Origin of the sequence: Stappia sp. ES.058, assembly GCF_900105595.1 — a bacterium.
GTDB lineage: Bacteria > Pseudomonadota > Alphaproteobacteria > Rhizobiales > Stappiaceae > Stappia.
In genome coordinates, this window is record NZ_LT629784.1 from 3,201,945 (window position 1) to 3,224,424 (window position 22,480).

The following is a 22,480-nucleotide window of genomic DNA, read 5'->3' on the forward strand; positions in this document are numbered from 1 at the left end:
TTTTTCAGGTCGACAGCTGGCGGGCGCTGCCAAGGGAAAACTCGGCTGCATCCGCGGAAAGATCGGTAACCAGCATATGGCCCGGTTCGTGGGTGATCGCGATATCGGGTCGGGCCGTGCGGATCGCCATTTGCGGGGTCACGCCGCAAGCCCAGAACACCGGAATTTCATCCGGCTGAAGCATCGGCGCATCACCGAAGTCGGGCTTTGAAAGATCCGCGATGCCGATTTCGGCCGGATCTCCGATATGCACGGGCGCACCATGCGCAAGACGGTAGCGATCCGACAGAAGCACCGCCTGAATCGCGTCGGCGGCCCGAAAGGCGCGCATCGACACGACCATCGGACCGGAAAACGGTCCGGACGGCTGCGTCATCAGCGACGTGACATACATTGCCACATTGCACCTATTGGCGATGTGCGGCAACGCAATGCCCGCACGCAGGATCGCCGCCTCGAACGAGAACGAACACCCAAGCACGAAAGAGACAAGATCGTCACGCCAGATCGGACCGAGATCCGCGACGGAGCGATAGCCATCGGACCCGCCCTCGAAGATCCGATAGGCGCCGATATCGGTGCGAATGTCGAGATCGCGGCCAAGAGCTGGAATCGTCGGATCGCCAGGTTCCGAGAGGCCGATGACAGGACAGGGCTTGGGATTGCGCAGGCAGTAGCGCAGAAAATCATCCGCAAGAGCGCTTGGTAGGATCGCAAGATTTCCCTGGAGGCTACCGGCCGCACATCCGGCGGTCGGATCGCGGAAGTCACCTGCGCGAATGGCGCGGCGCAAGTCCGCCGGAGAAAGCGAGCGAAGGTCGCTCGCCGCGTGGGATTGTGTTTTGGCGATGCCCGACACGGTCCACTTACCCTCCCTAGTTAAGACAAGTGAAGGATCGCGGCGAGAATTGATCTTGTCAAGTTATCAGCGAAAGTTTCTTACGATCTCTTAATATGATCATTCTGATCACAGGTCATCGCGATGGAGGCGACCGCATTTCCCAGCTCCGCATTGCGCTCGGGCATGTAGGCAACCATGAAGCGCAAGTTCGCAAGATTGGCGGCATCCACAACCGGAAGCGGCTTGATACTCTTGCCGAAGGGTTCCGCCTCCGCCATGCGCTCGGGCAGGACACCGATGCCGAACCCGTCCGAGACAAGGTGAATGACGGTGGAAAGCGACGCCGACCCGTGCAATTCCAGGGCCGGAAGATCCGGCGCGGACAACAGGGCTTCCAGTTCGCGAAAGGGCGGGGTCGCTTTGGGAAAGGTCACGATGGTATGGCTGGCCAGTTCCGCAAGCGAGAGGGGGTCAGGAGCCAACGTCATGCCCAAGGCCGCGTACCACCCAAGCTTCAGCGGCTTGAGGGCGACAGAGGCGGCCCCGCGCGGAACACTTTCACGCAACAGGATCGCGACATCCAGTTCATCATCCACAAGCGCTGCACTCAACTGGCGCGAGGTATCGACCGACAACTCGAACCGGACCCTTGGGTGCGCATTCTTCAATTGTGCCAACAAGTCCGACAAGAGCGTGTGAACGATTGTCTCCGCGACGCCGATACGCACGGTTCCGCTCAAGCCCCCGGGTCGGGTGATCTCCTGGACCAGTCGGTCGCGCGCCGCCACAAGTCGATGCGCCTCCTCGAGAAACCGCCGTCCGACCGGCGTCAGCCGTACCTGCCGCCGTGCCCGGTCGAAGATCTGGATGCCGAGGCGTTTTTCCAGCGCCAGAACACGATTGGAGATCGCCGATTGCGACAGCCCGTATTTCTGGGCCGCCGCCCGAAACCCGCCGGCACGCACGATATCCTGCAGGATCTCGATATCTTTCAGTTCAAACAACGCCGGTCTCCTTCAGCGTGCCTCGATCCACGTCGTGGCGGAAGCACCTTAGCCAATTGGAGCGCCCTGTCACGCGGACGCGAAACACCCAACCGGTCCCGGACACCCGCGTGCATCTTGCCGGACGGTCGTCTCCAGCGATTTTCAAGGCTTGATTGTCACGGTCAGTAACGTCTTATCTGGTAGTCTTCACGGACGATGCCCTCGCCACTGTGGCGCGCGTCCGCATCGTCCTCCTCCGATCGACCTGCCGAACGCGTGCCTTTCCTCCAGCATCGCCTCCCAAGAGAAGCGCCTTAACGCCATGTCATTCGAACAGCTTTTCGGTTTTGCCGCTTTCGCCTATGTGGCTTCGGCAACGCCCGGCCCGAACAACATCCTGTTGACCGCCGTCGGCGGCGCCGGAGGCATTCGCGCGGGCCTGCCCGTGCTCCTGGGGATCGTCCTCGGCTTTGCCACGATGGTTTTCCTGCTGGCCTTCGGACTCGGACGGACGATCTTCACCATGGACGCGGTGCTCGACACGATCCGGTACGGTGGCCTCGCGATCCTCGCCTGGCTTGCCTGGAAGATCGCGACCGCACCGGTCGCACAGGCCGACGAACCCGCACCGGACCTCGGCCGGCGCGGCAGTTTCCTCGGCGCGGCGCTGTTTCAATGGGTCAACCCGAAGGCCTGGATCGTGGCGGCGGGAGCAATCACCTCGTTCCTGCAGCCCGACTTGCCGGTTCTCGCCCAGGCCACGACCCTTGCAACCGTCTTCATCCTGGCCGGCGCATTCGGCTGCCTGCCCTGGCTCGCCTTTGGGGCGCTGGTCAAACGCTTCCTGCGCGACCCGCTTCACGCCCGCCTGTTCAACGTGGCGATGGCGCTGTTGCTCGTGGTCTCGATGCTGCTGGTGATTTTCGGCGGCTGACGCGAGAACCCGCGCCAGCCGAAGGTCGTTCGCAGTACAGAAATCAAACGAGCCCCTTGCGCATCACGTCGCCAAGACGGCGCGCGAAGGCCGCCGCATCGCTCGGGGCATCCCCGTCCAGAATCCGTGCCTGATCGAACAGCAGCCAGGCCATGTCGGCGAGTTCACCCTTGTCTCCATCGGCTGACAGACGCTTGGACATCCCGCCCACCAGGGCATGAGACGGATTGAACTCAAGCACCGGAGCAAAAGCGCCGGACGCCCCTCCCTGTTGGCGTGCCATCAGCTTTTCCAGCTGCCGGTCAGGGCCGTGTTCGGGCGCGACAAGACACACGGGGCTTTCCGACAACCGGGCAGAGGAGCGCACATCGGACACGCTTTCCCCAAGCGTTTCCTTCAAGAACGCCGTGACCAGCCCGATATCGACCGCACCCTCGACATCCTTGTCTTTCGCTCCGGCTTCCTCGGCCTTGTCGTCATCGACAGGGATTGCATCCAGCGCCGCGGCCCCTTGCGTAACCGACTGGAACGGTTTGCCCTCGAAGCCCTGCGCCATCTGCACCCAGAAGGCGTCGACCGGATCGGCGAGATAAAGCACCTCTACACCGCGCGCGCGAAACCCCTCCAGATGCGGACTGGACGCAATCGCCTCGACGCTCGACCCCGTCGCGTAGAAGATCTGCGTCTGGTTTTCCTTCATGTCGGCGACATAGTCGGCGAGCGTGCGCCAGCCCTCGCCCTTGTCCCGGCTGGACCGGAAACGGGCGAGCGCCAACAGCTTGTCCTTGCGCTCGAAGTCCTCGTAGATCCCCTCCTTCAGGACTGGGCCGAAGTTTTCCCAGATCTTGAGGAAGGTTTCGGGGTCGTTCTCCGAGAGCTTCTGCAACTCGCTCAGGATCCGGTTGGTCACGCCCTTGCGGATCGATTCCAGCACCGGATTGTGTTGCAGCATCTCACGCGAGAGATTGAGCGGAAGATCGGCACTGTCGATCACGCCGCGCGCGAACCGCAACCACGCCGGCAGAAGGTCGACATCATCGGCAATGAACACCCGCCGCACGTAGAGCTTCACCCGTCCCTTGCGGTCGGGGTCGAAAAGATCGAAGGGCTTCATCGACGGCAGGAACACAAGCACGGAATATTCGTGCCGGCCTTCCGCACGATAGTGCAACGTCAGCGCCGGGTCGTCATACTGGCCCGAGACATGGCCGTAAAACTCCTTGTATTCCTCCTCGGACACCTCGGATTTCGACTTCGTCCAAAGCGCCGTACCATCGGCGAGCTGTCGCTCCGCCGGGGCCCTGCCAAGCTGCTCATTGACATCCTCATCCGTGGCATCGTCGAGATCCTCATCCGCCTTTGCATCCTCTGCGGCCTTGGCCTGCACATCCAGAAGCAGGATCGGGACCGGCACATGCGCCGAATAGGATCGCACGACCCGCTCCACCTCGCCCGCTTGCGCATAGGCGAGCGCATCATCCTTCAGATGCAGGACGACGCGGGAACCGCGCGCCGGCGCATCGGCCAGGTCCACCGGCTCGACGGTAAACTCGCCCATGCCGTCAGAGGTCCAGCGCCACGCCTCCTCGCTGCCGGCGGCCCGGCTCACGACCTCAACCTGATCCGCGACCATGAAGGCGGAATAGAAGCCGACGCCGAACTGGCCGATAAGCGCGGAGCCGTCATTGGCCTCGCCGAGCTTGTCCATGAACGCGCGGGTCCCGGAACGGGCGATGGTGCCGAGGTTTGCGATCATCTCGTCCCGGGTCATGCCGATGCCATTGTCGGACACCACCAGACGTTTCGCCTCCGCATCGACCTCCAGACGGATCGCGAAATCGGGATCGTCCCGGATCAGTTCGGGCGCGGTCAGCGCGCTGTGGCGCAGGCGCTCGCAGGCATCGGCGGCGTTGGACACCAGTTCGCGCAGGAAAATGTCCTTGTTGGAATAAACGGAATGCACCATGAGGTGCAGCAAACGGGCCACCTCGGCCTGAAAGGCATGTGCCTGCGGGGCGGCGCCGTCCGTCTTTTCTGTCGTATCGGTCGTCATGAGGCTCACGGCTCCTGTTGGATACGTCTCGATCGATCTGGGTGGGCGGCATGCGTGCCGCTCCGGCGGCACAGATATCGGTGAAGCGAGGCGGCGTTTCAAGCGCCGTCGGCACTCACCAAACGCGTTCGTCCTGCGCCACACGCTTGAGCACGGACGGCCGGTCGGTGACGATGCCGTCGACGCCAAGCCGGATCAGCCGGCGCATCTCAGCCTCGTCGTCGATGGTCCACACATGCACGGCGATGCCGTGGCGGTTGCTGTGGCGCAGGAACGCCCGCGTCGCCAGCGGCACGCCGTATTGCGACAGCGGGATCTGCGCGCAGGCGACATCGGGAACGCCGATAGGCGCACGCCAGGCGCCGAACCGCAGCGCCGCGACGCTGCGCGGTCCGGAACTGAGGCAGACCCGTTGGCCGAACCGGGCCCGCGCGGCCCGCAACCGCGCGTCGGAAAAAGACGCGACGCACACCCGATCCAGACAGTTCATCCGTTCCAGCAGGTCCAGCGTCGGCGCAAGCGCGTGGTCGGTCTTGATGTCGATGTTGAAGCGCATGGACGGATGGGTCTCCAGCGCCTCGGCCAGGGTCATGAGCGGCTCCCCGCCCTGAATCCGCACGCCCTTGAGAGCCTGCATATTCTGCGCCGAGACCACACCGCGACCGTCGGTGGTGCGCTCCAGCCGGTCGTCATGAAAGACGACGACTTTCCCGTCGCGGCTTGCCTGTACGTCGATCTCGATGAAGCGGTAGCCCATGGCCTCAACGGCGGCGAAGGCCGCGCGACTGTTCTCCGGCTGCTCCAGTCCGCCGCCGCGATGAGCAAGGGCGGCGAAGCCCTCGCCGGCCAGATAGGGGTGGACGGGGGAAAAACCGTCGGCCATGAAACAATGATCCTGCTGGCGCCCGGCGCGCGGGCCGTCGCCCAAGTCCTATGACCAAGGCGCGGGATGTGCAATCCGAAGCGGAAAGATTGACGCCAATGTCCGGATCGGCTGCAATCGGCTGGCGGTTGCGGTCCCTGCATGAAGGGGATCGCTGACAATGGGCGGCAAGGGAGCGGAAGTCATGAGACAGTTCTGGAAGAACGGCGGTTCCCGCAATCGCATGTCGGGCCTTGCCGCCGTGCTCCTGACCCTCTTGTTCGGCGTCGCGCTCTCGGCAAGCGCCCATGCCACGGACAGGCATGCGCTTGTCATCGGCAATGCGGACTACACGGGAGCGACTCTGTCGGCCCTGAAGAACCCGGCAAACGATGCTGCGCTGATCGCCGACACGCTGAAAAAAGCCGGCTTCGAGGTGACGCTGGTGCTGGACGCCGACCTGCGCGACATGAAACGCGCGGTGCGCGATTTCACCGACGCGCTCGGCGCGGCCGAACCGGACGCGCTCGCCGCCGTCTATTATTCCGGCCACGGCTTCCAGGCCGGCGGGCGCAACTATCTCGCTCCGCTGGGCGCGGATCTGCGCGACGAGGTCGACGCCGAATTCGAGGCACTTTCGGTCGACTGGGTGCTGTCGCGCGTCGAGGCCGCCCATGACGGCGCAAACATCGTCATTCTGGACGCCTGCCGCAACACAGCCCTGAGCCGCTCCATCGGCACAGGCAGCGAAGGCTTCGCGCTGCTGCAAAGCACGCCGCGCGGCAGCTTCATTTCCTTCGCCACGGCACCGGGCAGCACAGCCGCCGACGGCACGGGACTGAACAGCCCCTACACTTCGGCCATCGCGACGGAAATGCTCGTGCCCGGCCGCACGGTGGAAGCGGTGTTCAAGGCGGTGCGCCGGCGCGTCGTGGAAACCACCGGCGGCGAACAGGTGCCCTGGGACCACTCCTCGCTGACCGCCGACGTGGTATTCCTGCCAGACGCTTCTGCTATCGCGGGAGCGACTGCGCCGGGGGGTGCCGCCCTCTCCGACGTGCAGATCGAACTGCAGCTCTGGAACGACGTGAAGGACAGCAATGCGCCCGAACAGCTGCAGGCCTATCTCGATCGCTTCCCGCAAGGCGCCTTTGCAGCACTTGCCAAATCCCGGCTGGAAACGGCGCAACAAGGCGGCACCGGCGAGGTGGAAAAGCTCTTTGCGCAACTCGCAAGCCGCTCGCTCATCGTCGACAACCCGACCCGGCCGCATGAATTCTACAGCAACGCGCGGCTCCGCGAGATAAGGGGCGACTACCCCAAGGCCCGGCAGGACTATCTGAAATATTTCGCTTTCGGCATGCCGCAGGTCGACCCGCATCTGCGTTTCCAGGCGGTGCTCAAGATCCAGGAGGGACGCGAGGGCGCGCGGGAAATCTATCGCGCGCTCTCGCAAGGCCGGCAGGACCCGACGACGCTCTTCGCCGAGATCCTTCTTGCGGAACGCGAGGAACGCGTGCGTCGGCTGACGGCATTTCTCACCGCCAACCCGGAGTTCACCCCGGCGCATTACGCTCTGTCGCAAGACTTCAGCGAGGCCCGCCTGGGCCAGCAGTCGACCTCCGACAAGACGCGCGAGCACGAGCTGCTAACCAATTTCATGGAAGGGGTCGAGGACGGCCGTTTCCTGCGTTTTTATCTGGACCAGCAGATGGCGGCCGAACAGATCGAGGACGCCAAGACGCGCCTCGCGGCGCTTTCCTTCCTCAACACCGCCGCGCTTGCCAATCCGGTCAAGCTGAACGCGATGCGCAGCAATCAGGGCTGGATGCTGACGCTGGCCATCGCCGACCGCGCGCGCGAAATCTTCGTCCGGTTGCCCGGGGAGGAGTTCAAGTCGACCGGATTCGTCAATGGCGCGCTCGACCCGACCACGGGACAGAAAATCCCCTACCCGGCATTCGAACTGCCGGGCAATGTCGGCAACACCGACATCGCCGTGCGCTACCGCGACATTCGCGACGAGTTGCAAGGCCCCTTCACCGTCAGCTTCACACCGGCCGGGGCTTTGGTATCGGGACAAAAAGACATTCTGGAACGCCTGTCGAGCGGGTGGCTCAGCTTCCGCGACTGGGACGGCAAGATGTATGTCTACTTCTCGCATCTGATCAGCTACCGCTGCGCCATCGACAGCGTGATGTATGCGGTGGACAGCGACACGCCGGACACGCAATTCGAAACCGGTCCCTGCGATCCGGACAATCCGCACGCAGTGCCCGAAAGCGGACCGGGATCGAAGATCCATATCATTGTGCCAAAGGCGACCGGATACGTCACAGTGCAGCTTTCCTATGCCGATGGAACCCGCTCCGAAGTCAAACGCTTCGACGCCCCGTGATGCGCGTCCCATAACAAGATGATATCCGCACCCGCGCGCCGCCACTGGCGCCTGCAGGCTGTCGCCGCCATCCTGATCGCAGTCCTGGCAGCCCTTGTCGCCGTCCCCTGGCTGGAACCGCGAGCAGGCGACTGGGCGCTTGCGCTCGCCCCCTCGCCGGGGGCTGTCGTCACGAATCAGATCGTCGTGGTGGCGATCACGGAGGACACGCTTTCCACCTTCCCCTATCGCTCTCCCGTCGACCGGGCATTCCTCGCCGGACTGATCGCTCGGCTCGACGACGCAGGTGCACGTGTCGTCGGTCTCGATATCCTGATCGACCAGCCAAGCGAACCGATCAAGGATGCGCGCTTTTTCAAGACCCTCGATGCGGTCAGCGTGCCTGTCGTATTGGCACTTGCAACCCGCGACGACGGGCTGACAGACCGCCAGGCCGACTATGTCGCGCGCACTATCGCCCCCCAACCTGCCGGGCTTGTCGCACTTGCCCGCGACGAGGTCGACGGCGTCCTGCGACATCTGCCGAGCGCTCGCCCCGGCAATGCGACCTTCGCGCAATCCCTGGCAGACAATGCAGCGAAACCGATCTCAGGCCGGATCCTCTATTCGCGTGCCGTCGACGAGGCGGCCCCTTTTCCCGTCTACCCGGCGCATTTGGTCGCGCGACTACCTGATGACTGGTTTGCCGGCAAATTTATCCTTATCGGCACGGATCTGCCGACCATCGACCGTCATCCGACACCGCTGACGACCCTGGAGGGAAGCACGGCCGGGACGTTGCCCGGGGTCGTTATTCACGCGCACGTCCTGGCGCAAACGCTCGCGGGCCTCAGCCTTCGCCCGCTGCCCCCCCTGGCGGGGGGCGTCGCGATCGTCGCAGCCGCGCTCCTCGCGGCTGCGGGCTTTTCCACCGGCATCGCGCCACGACACCTGTTCATTGCCCTTGCACTGGCGCTTGTCGGCTATCTCGCAGTCGCCGGCGTCCTGATCGCCCGCGCCGGGGTTCTGCCGCCCCTGATCGCCCCGCCACTCGCCGCGATCGTCGCCGGCGGTCTGGTTTCACTGGCCCGCTGGCGCGCGGATCACACCGACCGTGCCTTCCTACGCCACGCCTTCGCGCAATACGTCAGCCCGTCGGTGGTAGAGCGGATCGCCAGCGGACGCCTGCATCTTGGTCTCGGCGGCGAAAAACGCGAGGTGACCTTTCTCTTCACCGATCTTGAGGGATTTACGAGCCTGTCGGAACGCCTGCCGCCGCCCGAGGTCGCCGACCTGCTCAATGCCTATCTCGACCGCATATGCGAGTTGATGACAGAACATGGCGCCACCATCGACAAGATAATCGGCGATGCCGTCGTCTGTTTCTTCGGCGCACCGGACGACGACCCGGACCAGGCGGAACACGCGTTCGCGCTTGCCCTCGCCCTCGATGGCTTTGCGGAAGCCCACCGCAAACGGCTGCTTGAGGAAAAGGCCGTCGCGCTCGGCGTTACCCGCATCGGCGTGCACAGCGGCGAGGCGGTCATCGGCAACTTCGGGGGAAGCCGCTTCTTCGACTACACGGGGGTCGGCGACACGGTGAACACCGCAGCCCGGCTCGAAGGCGCCAACAAATACCTCGGCACACGCATTCTTGTCAGCGAGACGGTCGCGCGGGCCTGCCGTGTATCCTGCGTCCTGCGCCCGGCTGCAAACCTTGTGCTCAAGGGGCGCGACAGCGCGCTTGCCTGTTTCGAACCGCTCCCGGCGGAGGAAGCGGCGGCCGAATGGTTCACCGCCTACACCAGAGCCTTCAAGCAGCTCGTCGCACACCACGAGGACGCAAGCGCCGGCTTTGAAAAGGTGCTTGCGCTGAAACCGCAGGATCCGCTGGCACGGCTGCATCTGGCGCGGTTGCAGGCAGGCGAAGAAGGCGCGACACTGACGCTTGACGGAAAGTGACCAACGGGCCTGGAGACGCGAAAGATGCAGATGAAGCGGCCTTGTGACCTGCGCCGACGGTTTGTTGCGCGGACAGCCATCCGCGCGGCCCTTGCGTTTGCCGCGCTGTCACTGGTGCTCGGCACGGCGCGTGCCGATTTCGTCGTTCTGGCTGCAAGCGGAACGTCCGACGGTCTGGAAACCGGGACCCGACTTGCAGATGACGCAAGGATCGCCTTGCAGAAAGGTGCCAAGGTCACGCTGATGTCCCGGGACGGACGCATGCTGACGCTTGAGGGCAGCTATTCCGGTCTCGTGGACCCTCAATCCGATGCGCCGGCCGGTGCGAAAGGCAGCCGCGGACCACTGGAGAAGCTTTCCCGGTTGTTGCAGGGCGCCGACGCGCGCTCCACCGTGCTGGGTGCCGCCCGAGCAGGCGCCGGCACTGTTCCCCCGCCGCCCGGTATCTGGCACGTCAGCGTCGACAGCTCCGGCCCGCGCTGTGTGCGGCCGGGATCTCTCCAGTTCTGGCGGCGCGATGCCGCGCGGCACAGTCCCGTCACCCTGCGCAGCGCGTCCGGCCGACGCGACGGCCTCACCTTTGAAAAGGGCACTCATGTGCTGACGGTCGAAGATGCCCTGGCCGATGACGACGATCGCCTGCTGGTCTCACTCGACGACAATCTGCGCGACCTCGCGATTGCCCATCGCCCCGACGCGCTTGCCGACGCCTCTCCCGGCGAACTGCTCGTATGGATGCTGGACAACGACTGCAAGCGCCAGGCACTCACCCTGATCGGGCATGTTCATGCCGGCAGGGCGCTGCGCTGAAAAGGCCGTACCCGGCGCCCTGATTCAGGCGAGCGCAGGGCGCGGAGTGCGGGTGCGCCACAGCACCAGACAGATGACGGCAATGTTGAGCATGTTCCAGGCAATGCCATTCAGGAACGCTGCCTGATAGGATGCCGTCAGGTCGTAGATCCAGCCCGACATCCAGCCGCCCAGCGCCATGCCGACGATGGTCGCGGTGATGACCAGGCCGACCCGCTGCCCCGCCTCGCGCGCGGGCATGTACTCGCGCACGACAATGGCATAGCTCGACACGATGCCGCCTTGCGACAGGCCGAAGATCAAAGACACAAGATAGAGCGAGGCAAGCCCGTCGTAGGGGATGTAAAGCAGGAGCGCGAGACATTGCAGCACCGCCCCGATCAACAGGGTCGGAACACCGCCGATCCTGTCTGCCAGAACGCCCGAGATCAGGCGACTGGCGATCCCGCCGGCAAGCATCAGCGACAACATTTCCGCCCCCCGCGCCACGCCGTAACCGAGATCGACGCAATAGGCAACGATATGCACCTGCGGCATCGACATGGCAACACAACAGCCCAGACCGGCGATCACAAGAAGTCCTTGCAGAACACGCGGCGACATCGCGATCTGCCGTGCGGGCGGCGGCTCCCTCACCGGCTGTGCCTGCCCCCGGGTCATCATGTGCGGCGGCGGACGACGCAGCAAAAAGGCCACCGGGATCAGCACGCACAGACAAACGGTGCCGACGAAAAGATAGGCACCGCGCCAACCGTGGTCCTGCATCACCGCCTGGAGCACCAGCGGCCAGATCGCCCCGGCGAAATAGTTTCCCGACGCGGTCGCGGCCATCGCAAGACCGCGCCGCTTCGCGAACCAATGCGAGACATCGGCGAGCAGCGGTCCGAAGGTCGCGGCGGAGCCGAAGCCGATCAGAACGCCCTGCAGAATGGCGAAAACAAGAAGGGACTGGGCCTGTGAGGCAAGCAGAAACCCCGAGCCGAGCGCGGCGGAGGCAATCGCCAGCGGCGCCGTGACGCCGTAGCGGTCGACGAAGCGCCCGATCAACAGGTTGCCGAGCGCGAATCCGATCATCGTGGCGGTATAGGGCAGAGAGGCCTCGGCGCGGTCGACGCCGAACTCGGCTTCCACCGAAGGAAGCACGACGATCACCGACCACATGCCGACCCCGCCAATGGTGGCAAGAAACATCGACAGACCGAGACGTAACCAGGCATAGGCGCTATCAACGCCGCCGGGCGTCGGAGTGTCAGCAGTCGACATGCTCGGAATTTCCTCGGATCACATCAGGCATGGTCATTCCGAGTTACAACCGCCTGATCGTTCTGGCAATCCCGCGACAGCCAATTTCCTAGCAGGCGCTGACCAGGGACTTTGCCGCCACCTCTGTGAATTGTTCAGCCGCACGCGGCGCCGGCTTGCCGGCCAGCCGCTTCATCAGCCAGGCACCGTCACCATCGCCAGAACGGCGGTAGGACATGTCGCGTTCCGGCGGGATCGGCACAACACCCTCGGCGCTGCGCTCGCCGATGGCGAAACGGAAGGCATAGCCCGGCGTCAATCCCATGCGCAGATCGGAGACCACCACCTTGCCGTCGGCTTCCTCGGCGCGAAAATACCCGCGGCTGAACCAGACGAGTTTCTCGAACGCATCGGAGCCGGACAGGCAGGCGACAAGATCGGGACGGCGCGGATGCGTGTAGATCGGCGCTGCCGCGCCTTTCCCGTCGAACAGCGACAGATAGACGTTGTGATATCGGCCCTCTTCAAGCCCTATCACCTTCCAAACCACGGTGGTAAACGGCGCGGCGATGGCGAAGACACGGTCGGGCTGAAGCCCGGCACGCTCGAACACGGCCTTCGCCCGTGCCTCCATATGCCCCTGCAGCACGACCGAAAGGCCGAGATATGCCGTGCTGACGACCAGTGCCGTCGTCAATCCGCGCGCGAACGTGCGTCCCCAGTCGCGCCGGAACAACGCCCACACGGTCACGACGAGAAGCGGCAGCGTATAGAGCGGGTCGATGATGAAGACCGACCCGACACCCACCGGGTCCGGATAAAGCGGCCAGAACAGGCGCGTGCCATAGACCGTGATCGCATCGATGATCGCGTGGGTGGAGAGACACAGATAGACGGTGAGCCACACCAGCCAGCGCTTGTCGCGCAGCACGCGAAAAATCCGCAGAAGCGCCTCGCCGACCACGGGCACGGCCAGAGCCTGGATGAAAAGCGAATGGGTCGCGCCGCGATGCAGGACAAAACTGTCGACCGGATCATCGAAGGGAATGAACACGTCGAGGTCCGGCAAGGTGCCGAGCACACCGCCAACGAGCGCCGCCTTGCGCGGTCCGAGCGTCTTGCCGAGGCAGGCGGTGGAGACCGCCGCTCCGAGGAGAAATTGCGTGAGGGAATCCATGCGGGTCTTTTCGGGTCAGGAACGGACGGCGGGTTGACCGCCGAGCCGCCGCTCGAATGGCAACTCGGCATGATGCGCCGAACATAGGGCACCGTGCCGGTGCGACCAGCCCGCAAGGCGCCCGGTCGGCAGCAACTCACCCCTCGCCGTTCAACGAGGCGAAGGTCTTTCCGGTCTCGACCAGACGCACCAGCAGCGGCGACGGCTCCCAGAAGAATGCGTCTTCCTTCGCGAATTCGCGAATGTCGGCGAGAATCGCGTCCAGGCCCTGGGTATCCGCATGGTGCATCGGCCCACCGCGCCAGCGCGGAAAGCCGTAGCCGAAGAGCATCGTCACATCGATGTCGAGCGGACGCAGCGCAATTCCCTCCTCGACCGTCTTTGCAGCCTCGTTGATCATCGCCGCCATGTAGCGGCGGATGATCTCCGCATCACTGAAATCACGCGGTACGATGCCCTTCGCATCGCGCTCGGCCGCGATGATCACCTCCACTTCCGGGTCAGGCGTGCCGCGGCGCGCGCCCTCCTCATAGCGGTAGAAACCGCGGCCCGTCTTCTGGCCAAACCATTCGCGTTCGCACAGCCGGTCGGCAAAGCCGACGACACGCTCGCGCGGATCGCGTGTCGCCGCGCGGCGCTTGCGACCGGCCCAGGCGATGTCGAGACCTGCGAGATCGCCGACAGCGAAGGGACCCATCGCAAATCCGAATGCCACCAGAGCGGCATCGATCCGGTAGGGGCTTGCGCCGTCCTCGACCATGTAGTCGGCGGCCTTGCGATAGGTGTTCAGCAAGCGGTTGCCGATAAAGCCGTCGCAAACGCCGGCGCGCACCGCGACCTTCTTCATCCGCTTGGCGAGCGCGAACCCGGTGACAACCACATCCGCTGCGGTCTTGTCGGCAACCACGACCTCCAGAAGCCGCATCACATGGGCGGGTGAGAAGAAATGAAAGCCGATCACATCCTGCGGGCGCTGCGTCGCCGCCGCGATCTCGTTGACATCCAGATAAGAGGTGTTGGTCGCCAGGATCGCGCGCTCCTTGCACACGGCGTCGAGCTTGCGGAACACTTCCTTCTTGACCTCCATGTCCTCGAAAACCGCTTCGATAACGAGATCGGCGTCCTTGAGAGCGGCATAATCCGTCGCGGTCCGGAAGGCGCCGGCCAGAATGGCATCGCGCCTGGAGGCGTCCATCTTGCCGCGCCGCACCCCATCGTCGAGCAAACGCGCCACCATCGCATGCGCGCGCTCCGCACCGGCCTCGTCGCGCTCGATCAGGGTCACGTCGAGGCCGCTCCCAAGAGCCGCGACCGCGATGCCGCTACCCATCGTGCCGCCGCCGATGATGCCGATGCGGTGCAGCGGACGTGCCGTCGCCTGCCCGGCCTCAGGGATTTTCGCCACCGCACGCTCGGCAAAGAAGGCATGGATCAGGCCCGCACGCTGGTCGGAGGCCATCAGCTCGGTGAAGAGCGCGCGCTCGCGCGTGAGACCCTCGCCGAGGGGCAGGTCGTAAGCCGCCTCCACCGCATCGATCGCCACCATCGGCGAGAGCTGGCCGCGCGCCCGCTTCTGGGTTGCCTTGCGCGCCTCGGCAAACAGCATCTCGTCCTTCGCGCCCGGTTCGATCTCACCCGTGCGCCGCAGCGCCGGTGCCTTGTCGAGATAGGCGCGGGCAAACGCGAGACCGGCATTGAGCGCATCGTCGTCGCGCGACACGGCATCGACGATGCCGAGCGTTTCCGCTTCCTCAGCCCCGACATGCCGGCCCGAGGTGATCAGGTCGAGCGCCGACTTCGCACCCGTGAGGCGCGGCAAGCGCTGGGTGCCGCCGGCACCGGGAAGAATTCCAAGCGTGACTTCGGGCAGACCGACACGCGCCGTTTCAAGCGCCACGCGGGCATGACAGCCGAGCGCAACCTCAAGCCCGCCGCCCAGCGCCGTTCCATGCAACGCGGCGACGACCGGCTTGTCGCAAGCTTCGATCCGGTTGATCACGTCGGGAAGAAACGGCTCGGCCATCGGCTTGCCGAACTCCTTGATATCAGCGCCGGCGATGAAGGTCCGCCCCACACCGTAGAGCACCGCGATGCTGGCGTTTTCGTCCTGCATGAAACGGGCGACCGCGTCGTCTAGCCCGGCCCGCACGGCCTGCGAAAGGGCATTCACCGGCGGATTGTCCACCGCAATCCGTGCGATGCCATTTTCAACGGAGTAGCGAACGGGGTCTGTCACGAACAAAGTCTCCCTGACGAGTTTTGAAAGGCGGGGTCACATGCCGCGCAGTCTAGGCGGCGACAAAGATGTTTGAAACTTAAAATATCTTCATCCGATTACCGCCAAGGCAGTCGCCGCGCGGCAAAGGGCAGCCGGCACCGATGGCTGGCACACTCACGCGACGATTTCCAGCGCGATATCGGCCAGAGGCAGTCCGTCGACCCGGGTCGCCCAGGTTTCGCCCGGCACCACGGGAATGGCCCGCGTTAGGGTTCCAGTCGTCACGATGGCACCGCAGTCGACAGGTTCGGCCAGCGCCGTTGCCGGCAGTCCGTCAACCATCGCCTTCAGGGCACTCAACGGGCCGCCGAGCACATTTTCCGACGCGCCCCGATCGACGACGTCGCCGTCCTTCAGCAAGGCCAGCGTGAAGGACGACAGAGCCTCGAACCAGCCATCCCGATTCGCATCAGTCACCGCCACGAACGGACGATGCCGCAGCAAACCATGCAAGGCAAAGGCAGCCACCGTGTCGGGCGCGCGAAACCGCCAGCCGGGATACGGCGACTGCACCAGTTCGAAGCCGAGCGCCACACCGTCGATACGCGCGAGCAAGTCGGTCTCGTTCATTCCGGCCGACAGGAGTGCGGCAATCCGAAACACGATCTCAGGCTCGATGCGTGGTTCCATCAGCGACGAGACACCGCAGGCCGCCGGCACATCACGCTCCACCACCTGAACGGTGCTGTCGTAAACCGGCCCCCAGATCGGCGCATGCACGTCGTATTCGTCCCAGATCGTGCGGTTGGTGAAACCGATCTTCCAGCCGACCGGCGTCAAGCCATCCGCGATCCGGCGCGTGCGCAGCGCACACGAGACGCGGTAGGCGGCGGCAAGATCGAACCCGCTGTCCGTATCGGTGATCGGCGCGCAGGAGCCGGCACGCCCGGCAACCTCGAGCAGGGACTGCGCAAGCTCCCCGCGCATCGCATCTTGCCCGTCCATCGTGTTTCTCCCGCTCCCCTCGCCCGCGCGCCTTGCCCGCCGGTCTTTTTCGTTTCGCGCGCAACGATGCCGAGCCGGATCCCGAATGGCAAGTCATGCTTCGGTCAAGGTTGCGAAGGAAAAGAGGGTGGCCGCCGCACCTGCTTGCTCCGCTTGCTCCGCTTGCTGCGCGGGCGACTGTGCGGTCGACTGCTCGGGTGACATGCAACACGACGCGTCGCCCGGTTTTTATTCTGACATCCAAGCCCTTGCGAGGACCCATGAAACGTTTGCTGACCGCGCTTAGCGCGCTTTTTCTCACAATTGCCCCGGCTGCCGCGGCTGATCTGCAAGTCACCGACGTGGCCGTCGGCAGCGGCGCGGAAGCCGTCGCAGGCTCGACGGTCACAGTGCATTACACCGGCTGGCTGATGGACGGCACGAAATTCGATTCCAGCCGCGACCGTGGCGAGCCCTTTTCCTTCCCGCTCGGCGCCGGCCGTGTGATCCAAGGATGGGACGAAGGCGTCGCCGGCATGAAGGTCGGCGGGCGCCGGGAACTGGTCATTCCCCCGGCAATGGGATATGGCGCGCGCGGTGCAGGCGGCGTGATTCCGCCGAACGCCACGCTGAAGTTCGACGTGGAACTGCTCGACGTCTCCAAATAGACGCCGCGACACGATCAGGCTCCATCTCTAAAACCGACAAGGCGTGCCGGAGACCCTGGCGTTATTCCGGCACGTCTTCCTGATGAAGCTCTCGCGCGCTGTCGGCAGCGCGAAGAAGACGTACGGCGCGACGCATGCGCTGCACGGCGGTGAAATGCGACAGCACGCCATAGAGAGCCAGCCCCCCGGCGATCACGGTCGCTCCCGACAGGCCGGCGAGTGGTGCCGCACCGGCCGCAAGCAGCATCGCGCAGAGAAAGATGATCCGCTCCAGCCGCTCGAAAAAGTCCGGCCAGGCCTCATTGCTGATGGGGATCTCGATGGCGGTGCGGGCCTTGGCGTAACTCGTCAGGACACCACCGGAAAACGCAAAGAGCGCCACCCCCCACATATTCTGTGCGGCCGCGATGGCGCCAAGAACCGCAAGCTCCTGATACCGATCGACCATGGCATCGAAGTAGCCGCCGGAGCGCGTGCACATGTCGCGCCGGCGCGCGACCGCGCCATCGAGCGCATCGAAGGCGAAGGACACTGCGAGCGTCACCCCGAAGAGCGCCGGATTGCCGTGCCAGAGATAGGCGAGCGAGGCCAGGCAGATCAAAACCAGACCGGTTGCCGTCACCTGGTTGGGCGTCATGCCGGCACGTATCAGCGGCGTCGAGAGGCTTTCCCAGAGCGGGTCGATATGGCGCTTGAACAATCCGTCGATCATCGGTGCGGAATCCCTTGGAGGCGCCGTCGGGCGGGCCGTTTTGGTTTAAAGAATTGCAAGCGGCCTCACCGATAGAGGGACAGAAGCCCCTTGCGATGACGGTCGAGACGCGCCGCGCGCGCCGCAAGCCGCGCCACGCCGGCAGGCTGCGGATCGTAGATCTCCACCGGTCCGGAGGACAGAACGGGGGCTGCCGCCTTCACACTGTCGAACCAGCCAAGAGCCACGCCCGCGATGGTGGCGGCGCCGCGCACGCCGGCATGCCGCGGCGCGCGCACCTCGACCCTGCGATCCAGCGCATCGGCCAACAGTTGCGCGAACCGGGGATTGACGGCAGCCCCGCCGACCAGCGGCAACGGCAGATCCTGGCGTACGCCCTTCTGGCGCGCCACCTTCGACATCGCCCAGCGCAGGTTCAGCGCAACGCCCTCCAGCGTCGCCCGCAACACCGCATTGCGATCGTGACGCACGCTCAGCCCGTAAAGCACCCCGCGCAGGCGGTCGTCATCAACGGGAACGCGCTCACCGGCGAGCCAGGGAACGAACAGCGGATCATCGTCCTGCATGTCTCCGATCCCGTCGTAAAGCGTATCCAGCGCGCTGTCGCTGTCGCCGGCGGATTCCCCGACAAGACGTGCAGCCCAGGCGAAAGCCGTACCCGCACTCTCCTGCGTCGCGATCAGAAGCGGACGGAAATCCACGCTGCTGGAGATGGTCGCATAGGAGTGAAAGACATCGAGACGGCGAGAGGGGAAAAACCCGCTCAGCCAAGCGCTGGTGCCGGCATAAGCGTGAAGCTGGCCGTCCTCAACCGCACCCGAGCCGATCGCCGTCGCCCCGACATCGCCGGCGCCTGCAACCACCGGGAGCCCGGCTCCGAGCCCGAGGTCGGCTGCGGCCCGCTCGGAAAGATGGCCAGCAACCGACGCGCCATCGACGATTTCGGGCAGTTTGTCGAGCGGAATGCCGAGTCGACCGGCGAGAAAGGGAGACCACCCCTCCCGGCCCGGACGCGTGTCCATCATCCATGTCAGATTCGCGCTGTCAGCGGTCGTGGCGAGAGCGCCGGTGGCGCGGAAAATCAGCCAGTCCTTGACGTCGAGAAGCTTGTGCGACGCCGTCCACACGTCCGGTTCATGGGCCTTGATCCACAACATCTTGGCCGGGGGATCCATGCCGTTGTGCGACGGCGCGCCGTTCGCGATGCGAGTCCAGGTGAACAGCTTGTCGGCCCGGTAGCCGGCGATCGGAGGAAATCCGCCGTTCATCTTGCGCGACAGCGCCCCGGCGCGCTTGTCGAGCGAGATCAGCGCCGGACGCAAGACCTCGCCATCCCGGTCGACACACACCAGTCCGCACATCTGCGCGCAAGGCACGAGCGCCACGGCGCGTTCCCCCAGATCCGGGATCTGATCCCGCAGCGATGCAATTCCAAGGCATAGCGCCTGCCACCAGTCGTCCGGGCGCTGTTCGGCCATGTCCGGCCCGGGAAAGGACACGGGATAGGAGGCCGCTGCGGTCGCCTCGAGCGCCAACGAGCGATCGAGCGCTGCAAGCTTGACACCCGAAGTTCCGAAGTCGGCCGCAATCACCAGATCGCGGCTGTCCTGCTTGTCCCTTTTCACTACCTACCCCCTGGTTCGTCCGGCCACATATTTGCCCATGTCCCGGGACCGGGTTTATAGAGGTCCGCAACAAAAATGAACTCCCCAACGCATGCCGTCGCCGCAAGATGCGTGACCGACACGCCGGCGGACCGATCCCGACCGAACGGCAAACCGGAGAAAGCCGCGATTCCATGGGCGAAGGCGAAACAAAGACCATCCGACCGAGCGAGATCGACGTGGTCTACACGTGGGTTGACGACATGTTTCCCGGATATGCCGAGACGCTCGAACAGTTTGCGACGACCCGCCACGACACCAATCCCAACCGCACTCGCGACAATCTGGAAATGCTGCGCTATTCGCTGCGTTCGCTCGAGCGTCACGTCCCCTTCGTGCGCCGGGTGCATCTGCTGACCTGCCGGCCGCAGGTGCCCGAATGGCTGAACACCGACCACCCGGACATCACGGTGATGCATCACGACGAGATCATGGCGCCGGAAATCCTTCCGACCTTCAATTCCTTCGCCATCATCAGTCACCTCGCAAAGCTGCCCTGCGTGAGCGAACACTTTCTCTATTGCGAGGACGACATGCTGTTTCTTTCCAAAGCGCATCTTTCGGACTTTGTCCAGGACGACGGGCGGCTGCGCGTTTTCGCCAAAAACCGCGACGCCCCGGTGCATGCGAAGACCAGACCCGGGGACAGCCCGTGGAACCTGTCCCTGGCAAACGCCAATGCAGCGCTCGACCGGGCCTTCGGCCCTCGTCGCCGCAAGTTCCTCGCCCACGGCCCGCGGCTGATCGAACGCCGCTCGTTCGAGGAGATGTGCAATCGCTTCGGGCACGAGATCGCGGCGACCCGCGCATCGCGTTTCCGTGGTGGCGACAACGTGCCGCCTGAGTACCTCTATCCGCACTACCTGCTGGAGACGGAGGAGGCCGTTCTCGCTTCGGACGCCGAGACCCGACGCGTGGCGGGCTATGCCTCGATCGACAACTTCCTGCCCTGGACGTGGCTGCAACTCGCCCGGCTCGACCGTCTCCGGCCGGTAACCGCGACGCTCAACGACAATTTCAACGATCGGCCGAATCCCCGCGTCGTAGCCCATGTCCGCAACCGCCTGAACCGCTGGTTTCCCGAGCCATCGCGCTTCGAGCGTTTGGACCGCCCGCCGACCTGATCAGGGCCGCAAAGCGTTCCTGTAGATCTCCACGAAGGCGGGGCCGGTCGCTTCGACGCCAAAGGAATGCGCATGCGGCAACGCCCACGCGCACAGCTCCCGGCGCGTCGAGACATCACCGCACAGCTCGATCAGCTTGGCCGCAAGCGCCGATGCATCGCCCGGCGGCACCAGCAGCCTTTCCCCGGGACCGGTCAGCACGGTGCGATAGCCCTCGTTGGCGGCGGCCACCGGCAGGGTCCCGGCCGCCATCGCCTCGATCAGGACAAGCCCGAAGCTCTCCCCGTAGAGAGACGACGCGACAAGAAGATCCGCCTCCGCGACAAGCCGGCGCGCCCTGTCCGCATCGGGGGTCACGACCAGGCGAATTCGCGCGCCGCCCGCGCCCGCCATCGCCTCCCGGACCAGGCCTTCCTGAGGCCCTCCGCCGGCGATGGTCAATCGGGCATCGGGCAGGCGGTCCGCGACCTCCGGCCAGGCCGCGAGCAGCACGCCAAGTCCCTTGCGGGCTTCGAAACGACCGAGAAAGACAAACTCCGCGCCGACCCCGCCTTCCGCCTTCATCGCACCGGCGTCCTGCCAGGACGCCAGGTCGATGGCGGGCGGCAGGACATGCGCCGCAACGCCGGAATCCTGCGGGCGCAAATGCGCAAGCGGCGTTGCCGAGGGAACGATGACCGCCCGCGAGTGCGTCAGGAAATGCCGTCCCGCACGACCGAGCGCCCGCGCGGCAAGTCCTCCGCTCTTGTCTTCAGGGAGCGTTGCATGGAAGGTGGTGACCGTGGGCAGTTTCAGGTCCCGCCAGACCTGCCAGGCCATCAGCGGCGTCCACGGCGTGTGCAGATGAACGAGGTCCGCCCCCCAGTCCCGCAGTGAGGCAACGAGTTGCTGACGTTCGCGCCGGCGCGCAAAGCTGATCTCGAAGCCCGTGCCGAACAGGCGCGCCTTGACGGCCCGTCCGCAGTGATCGATGCCCGCAAGGGAGGCCCCTTGCACAGGATGAGGGGCAACGATACGCACGTCGTGACCGGCTCGCGCAAGCCAGGCGGAAAGATCGCGGACATGAGCCTGCACGCCGCCGGGCCGGGCAAGGTCATACGGGCAGATCTGGACGATCTTCATCGCTCGCGCATCATCCATCATGCCGGGCAAGCGTCGCGACCAGACCCTCGACGACATCGGCAAGCGCATAGACGAGCAGGAAGACGATCAGCCAGGTCAAGGTGCCGCTCCACCAGGCAAGCAGCAACGCCGGCGGGATCGCACCGCTCAGCCCGGCAAAGAACAAAAAGACAACATCCAGAGGACCGGGCACCCGCTCGCCTGCCGGCCCGGCAGTCGCGGCGACGCCCGCACCGGCATCGCGCACGACCCTGGCATAGAGCCGGATCCAAGCGGCCGCGCAACCAACCGCCGTCCAGACTGTACCGCTGTCGAGAATCCGGTCGGCCAATAGCCCGATGCTGGCATAAAGCAAGCCCCATTGCGCCATGTCGACCAGGAAATCGAGCGTTCCGCCAAGCTTCGAGGTGCGCCCCGTGCAACGCGCAAGTCCCCCGTCGACACAATCGAGGATCTGAAACACAATCGCGACACATCCCACCCCGAGCGCGGCCTGATCCACCGGGAGCGCAAGCGCGAGCACGGGCATGGAAAGAGCTAACAGCAGGGACGAGACCGTGACCGCGGTCGGTGAAACCGGCAAGCGCGCGAGAAGCCAGATGAGAGGAAAACTCCAGACGCGATAAAACACCATCACGGCCCAGTCTCCCCGCAACTCCGCCCTGCGCTTGTCCCTGCCATAGTCCTGAACGACCCTGGCAAAGCTCGGGACACCGTTCGATCCGTTGTTGCTCACCTGCCCTC

At 64.9% G+C, this 22,480-nt stretch carries 18 protein-coding genes; 6 read left to right on the forward strand and 12 right to left on the reverse strand.

Going from position 1 to position 22,480, the window contains the following annotated elements:
* Nucleotides 1-4: 4 nt before the first annotated feature.
* The gene (locus BLU32_RS14900; RefSeq protein ID WP_093811097.1) at nucleotides 5-850 is read right to left on the reverse strand and encodes a putative hydro-lyase; all 846 of its coding nucleotides are present in this window, start codon (nucleotides 848-850) and stop codon (nucleotides 5-7) included.
* 89 nt (nucleotides 851-939) lie between these two features.
* Entirely contained in the window at nucleotides 940-1,845 is a 906-nt protein-coding gene (locus tag BLU32_RS14905; RefSeq protein ID WP_093808224.1) for a LysR family transcriptional regulator, read from the reverse strand.
* Between the two features lie 304 nt (nucleotides 1,846-2,149).
* Between BLU32_RS14905 and BLU32_RS14910 the strand changes: the two genes are divergently transcribed.
* On the forward strand, nucleotides 2,150-2,761 hold the full coding sequence (locus BLU32_RS14910; protein WP_093808226.1) for a LysE family translocator: 612 nt from the start codon (nucleotides 2,150-2,152) through the stop codon (nucleotides 2,759-2,761).
* A gap of 43 nt (nucleotides 2,762-2,804) precedes the next feature.
* Here the strand turns inward: BLU32_RS14910 and htpG are convergent, their stop codons facing one another.
* Both htpG and BLU32_RS14920 read right to left on the reverse strand, forming a co-directional pair.
* Nucleotides 2,805-4,814: a molecular chaperone HtpG gene (gene htpG, locus BLU32_RS14915; protein WP_093808228.1), complete on the reverse strand. Its 2,010-nt coding sequence runs from the start codon at nucleotides 4,812-4,814 to the stop codon at nucleotides 2,805-2,807.
* Nucleotides 4,815-4,929: 115 nt separating this feature from the next.
* Nucleotides 4,930-5,697, reverse strand: coding sequence for a glycerophosphodiester phosphodiesterase family protein (locus BLU32_RS14920; protein WP_157727697.1), 768 nt, complete (start codon nucleotides 5,695-5,697; stop codon nucleotides 4,930-4,932).
* Nucleotides 5,698-5,881: 184 nt separating this feature from the next.
* Between BLU32_RS14920 and BLU32_RS14925 the strand changes: the two genes are divergently transcribed.
* From BLU32_RS14925 to BLU32_RS14935, 3 genes are read left to right on the forward strand one after another with little or no spacing between them, the layout of a single operon-like run.
* Complete coding sequence (locus BLU32_RS14925) at nucleotides 5,882-8,074, forward strand: caspase family protein (RefSeq protein WP_157727698.1); 2,193 nt, start codon at nucleotides 5,882-5,884, stop codon at nucleotides 8,072-8,074.
* 18 nt (nucleotides 8,075-8,092) lie between these two features.
* Nucleotides 8,093-10,015 carry an adenylate/guanylate cyclase domain-containing protein gene (locus BLU32_RS14930; protein ID WP_093808234.1) on the forward strand — a complete coding sequence of 641 codons (1,923 nt, stop codon included), beginning with the start codon at nucleotides 8,093-8,095 and terminating at the stop codon, nucleotides 10,013-10,015.
* 24 nt (nucleotides 10,016-10,039) lie between these two features.
* Nucleotides 10,040-10,825, forward strand: coding sequence for a hypothetical protein (locus BLU32_RS14935; protein WP_093808236.1), 786 nt, complete (start codon nucleotides 10,040-10,042; stop codon nucleotides 10,823-10,825).
* Nucleotides 10,826-10,849: 24 nt separating this feature from the next.
* Here BLU32_RS14935 and BLU32_RS14940 read toward each other — a convergent pair whose 3' ends face one another.
* The 4 genes from BLU32_RS14940 to BLU32_RS14955 form a co-directional block, all read right to left on the reverse strand.
* Nucleotides 10,850-12,088 (reverse strand): MFS transporter, encoded by a 1,239-nt coding sequence (locus BLU32_RS14940; protein ID WP_093808238.1) that lies wholly within the window; start codon nucleotides 12,086-12,088, stop codon nucleotides 10,850-10,852.
* Nucleotides 12,089-12,176: 88 nt separating this feature from the next.
* The gene (locus BLU32_RS14945) at nucleotides 12,177-13,244 is read right to left on the reverse strand and encodes a metal-dependent hydrolase (protein ID WP_093808240.1); all 1,068 of its coding nucleotides are present in this window, start codon (nucleotides 13,242-13,244) and stop codon (nucleotides 12,177-12,179) included.
* A 136-nt stretch (nucleotides 13,245-13,380) separates the two neighbouring features.
* The gene (locus BLU32_RS14950) at nucleotides 13,381-15,480 is read right to left on the reverse strand and encodes a 3-hydroxyacyl-CoA dehydrogenase NAD-binding domain-containing protein (RefSeq protein WP_093811099.1); all 2,100 of its coding nucleotides are present in this window, start codon (nucleotides 15,478-15,480) and stop codon (nucleotides 13,381-13,383) included.
* A gap of 156 nt (nucleotides 15,481-15,636) precedes the next feature.
* Entirely contained in the window at nucleotides 15,637-16,467 is an 831-nt protein-coding gene (locus tag BLU32_RS14955; RefSeq protein WP_093808242.1) for a 2-keto-4-pentenoate hydratase, read from the reverse strand.
* A 260-nt stretch (nucleotides 16,468-16,727) separates the two neighbouring features.
* On the opposite strand from BLU32_RS14955, the gene BLU32_RS14960 reads away from it, so the two are divergent.
* Nucleotides 16,728-17,114, forward strand: a complete 387-nt coding sequence (locus tag BLU32_RS14960) for an FKBP-type peptidyl-prolyl cis-trans isomerase (RefSeq protein WP_093808244.1) — start codon at nucleotides 16,728-16,730, stop codon at nucleotides 17,112-17,114.
* Between the two features lie 61 nt (nucleotides 17,115-17,175).
* Here the strand turns inward: BLU32_RS14960 and BLU32_RS14965 are convergent, their stop codons facing one another.
* Together BLU32_RS14965 and BLU32_RS14970 are read right to left on the reverse strand one after the other, a co-directional pair.
* Entirely contained in the window at nucleotides 17,176-17,826 is a 651-nt protein-coding gene (locus BLU32_RS14965; protein WP_093808246.1) for a CDP-alcohol phosphatidyltransferase family protein, read from the reverse strand.
* A gap of 65 nt (nucleotides 17,827-17,891) precedes the next feature.
* Nucleotides 17,892-19,451: an FGGY-family carbohydrate kinase gene (locus BLU32_RS14970; protein ID WP_093808248.1), complete on the reverse strand. Its 1,560-nt coding sequence runs from the start codon at nucleotides 19,449-19,451 to the stop codon at nucleotides 17,892-17,894.
* A gap of 173 nt (nucleotides 19,452-19,624) precedes the next feature.
* Between BLU32_RS14970 and BLU32_RS14975 the strand changes: the two genes are divergently transcribed.
* Nucleotides 19,625-20,614 (forward strand): stealth conserved region 3 domain-containing protein, encoded by a 990-nt coding sequence (locus BLU32_RS14975; protein ID WP_172838573.1) that lies wholly within the window; start codon nucleotides 19,625-19,627, stop codon nucleotides 20,612-20,614.
* Here BLU32_RS14975 and BLU32_RS14980 read toward each other — a convergent pair whose 3' ends face one another.
* Together BLU32_RS14980 and BLU32_RS14985 are read right to left on the reverse strand one after the other, a co-directional pair.
* Entirely contained in the window at nucleotides 20,615-21,757 is a 1,143-nt protein-coding gene (locus BLU32_RS14980) for a glycosyltransferase family 4 protein (protein ID WP_172838574.1), read from the reverse strand.
* Nucleotides 21,747-22,472: a CDP-alcohol phosphatidyltransferase family protein gene (locus tag BLU32_RS14985; RefSeq protein WP_157727699.1), complete on the reverse strand. Its 726-nt coding sequence runs from the start codon at nucleotides 22,470-22,472 to the stop codon at nucleotides 21,747-21,749. The genes BLU32_RS14980 and BLU32_RS14985 overlap by 11 nt, the downstream gene beginning before the upstream one ends.
* Nucleotides 22,473-22,480: the final 8 nt, after the last annotated feature.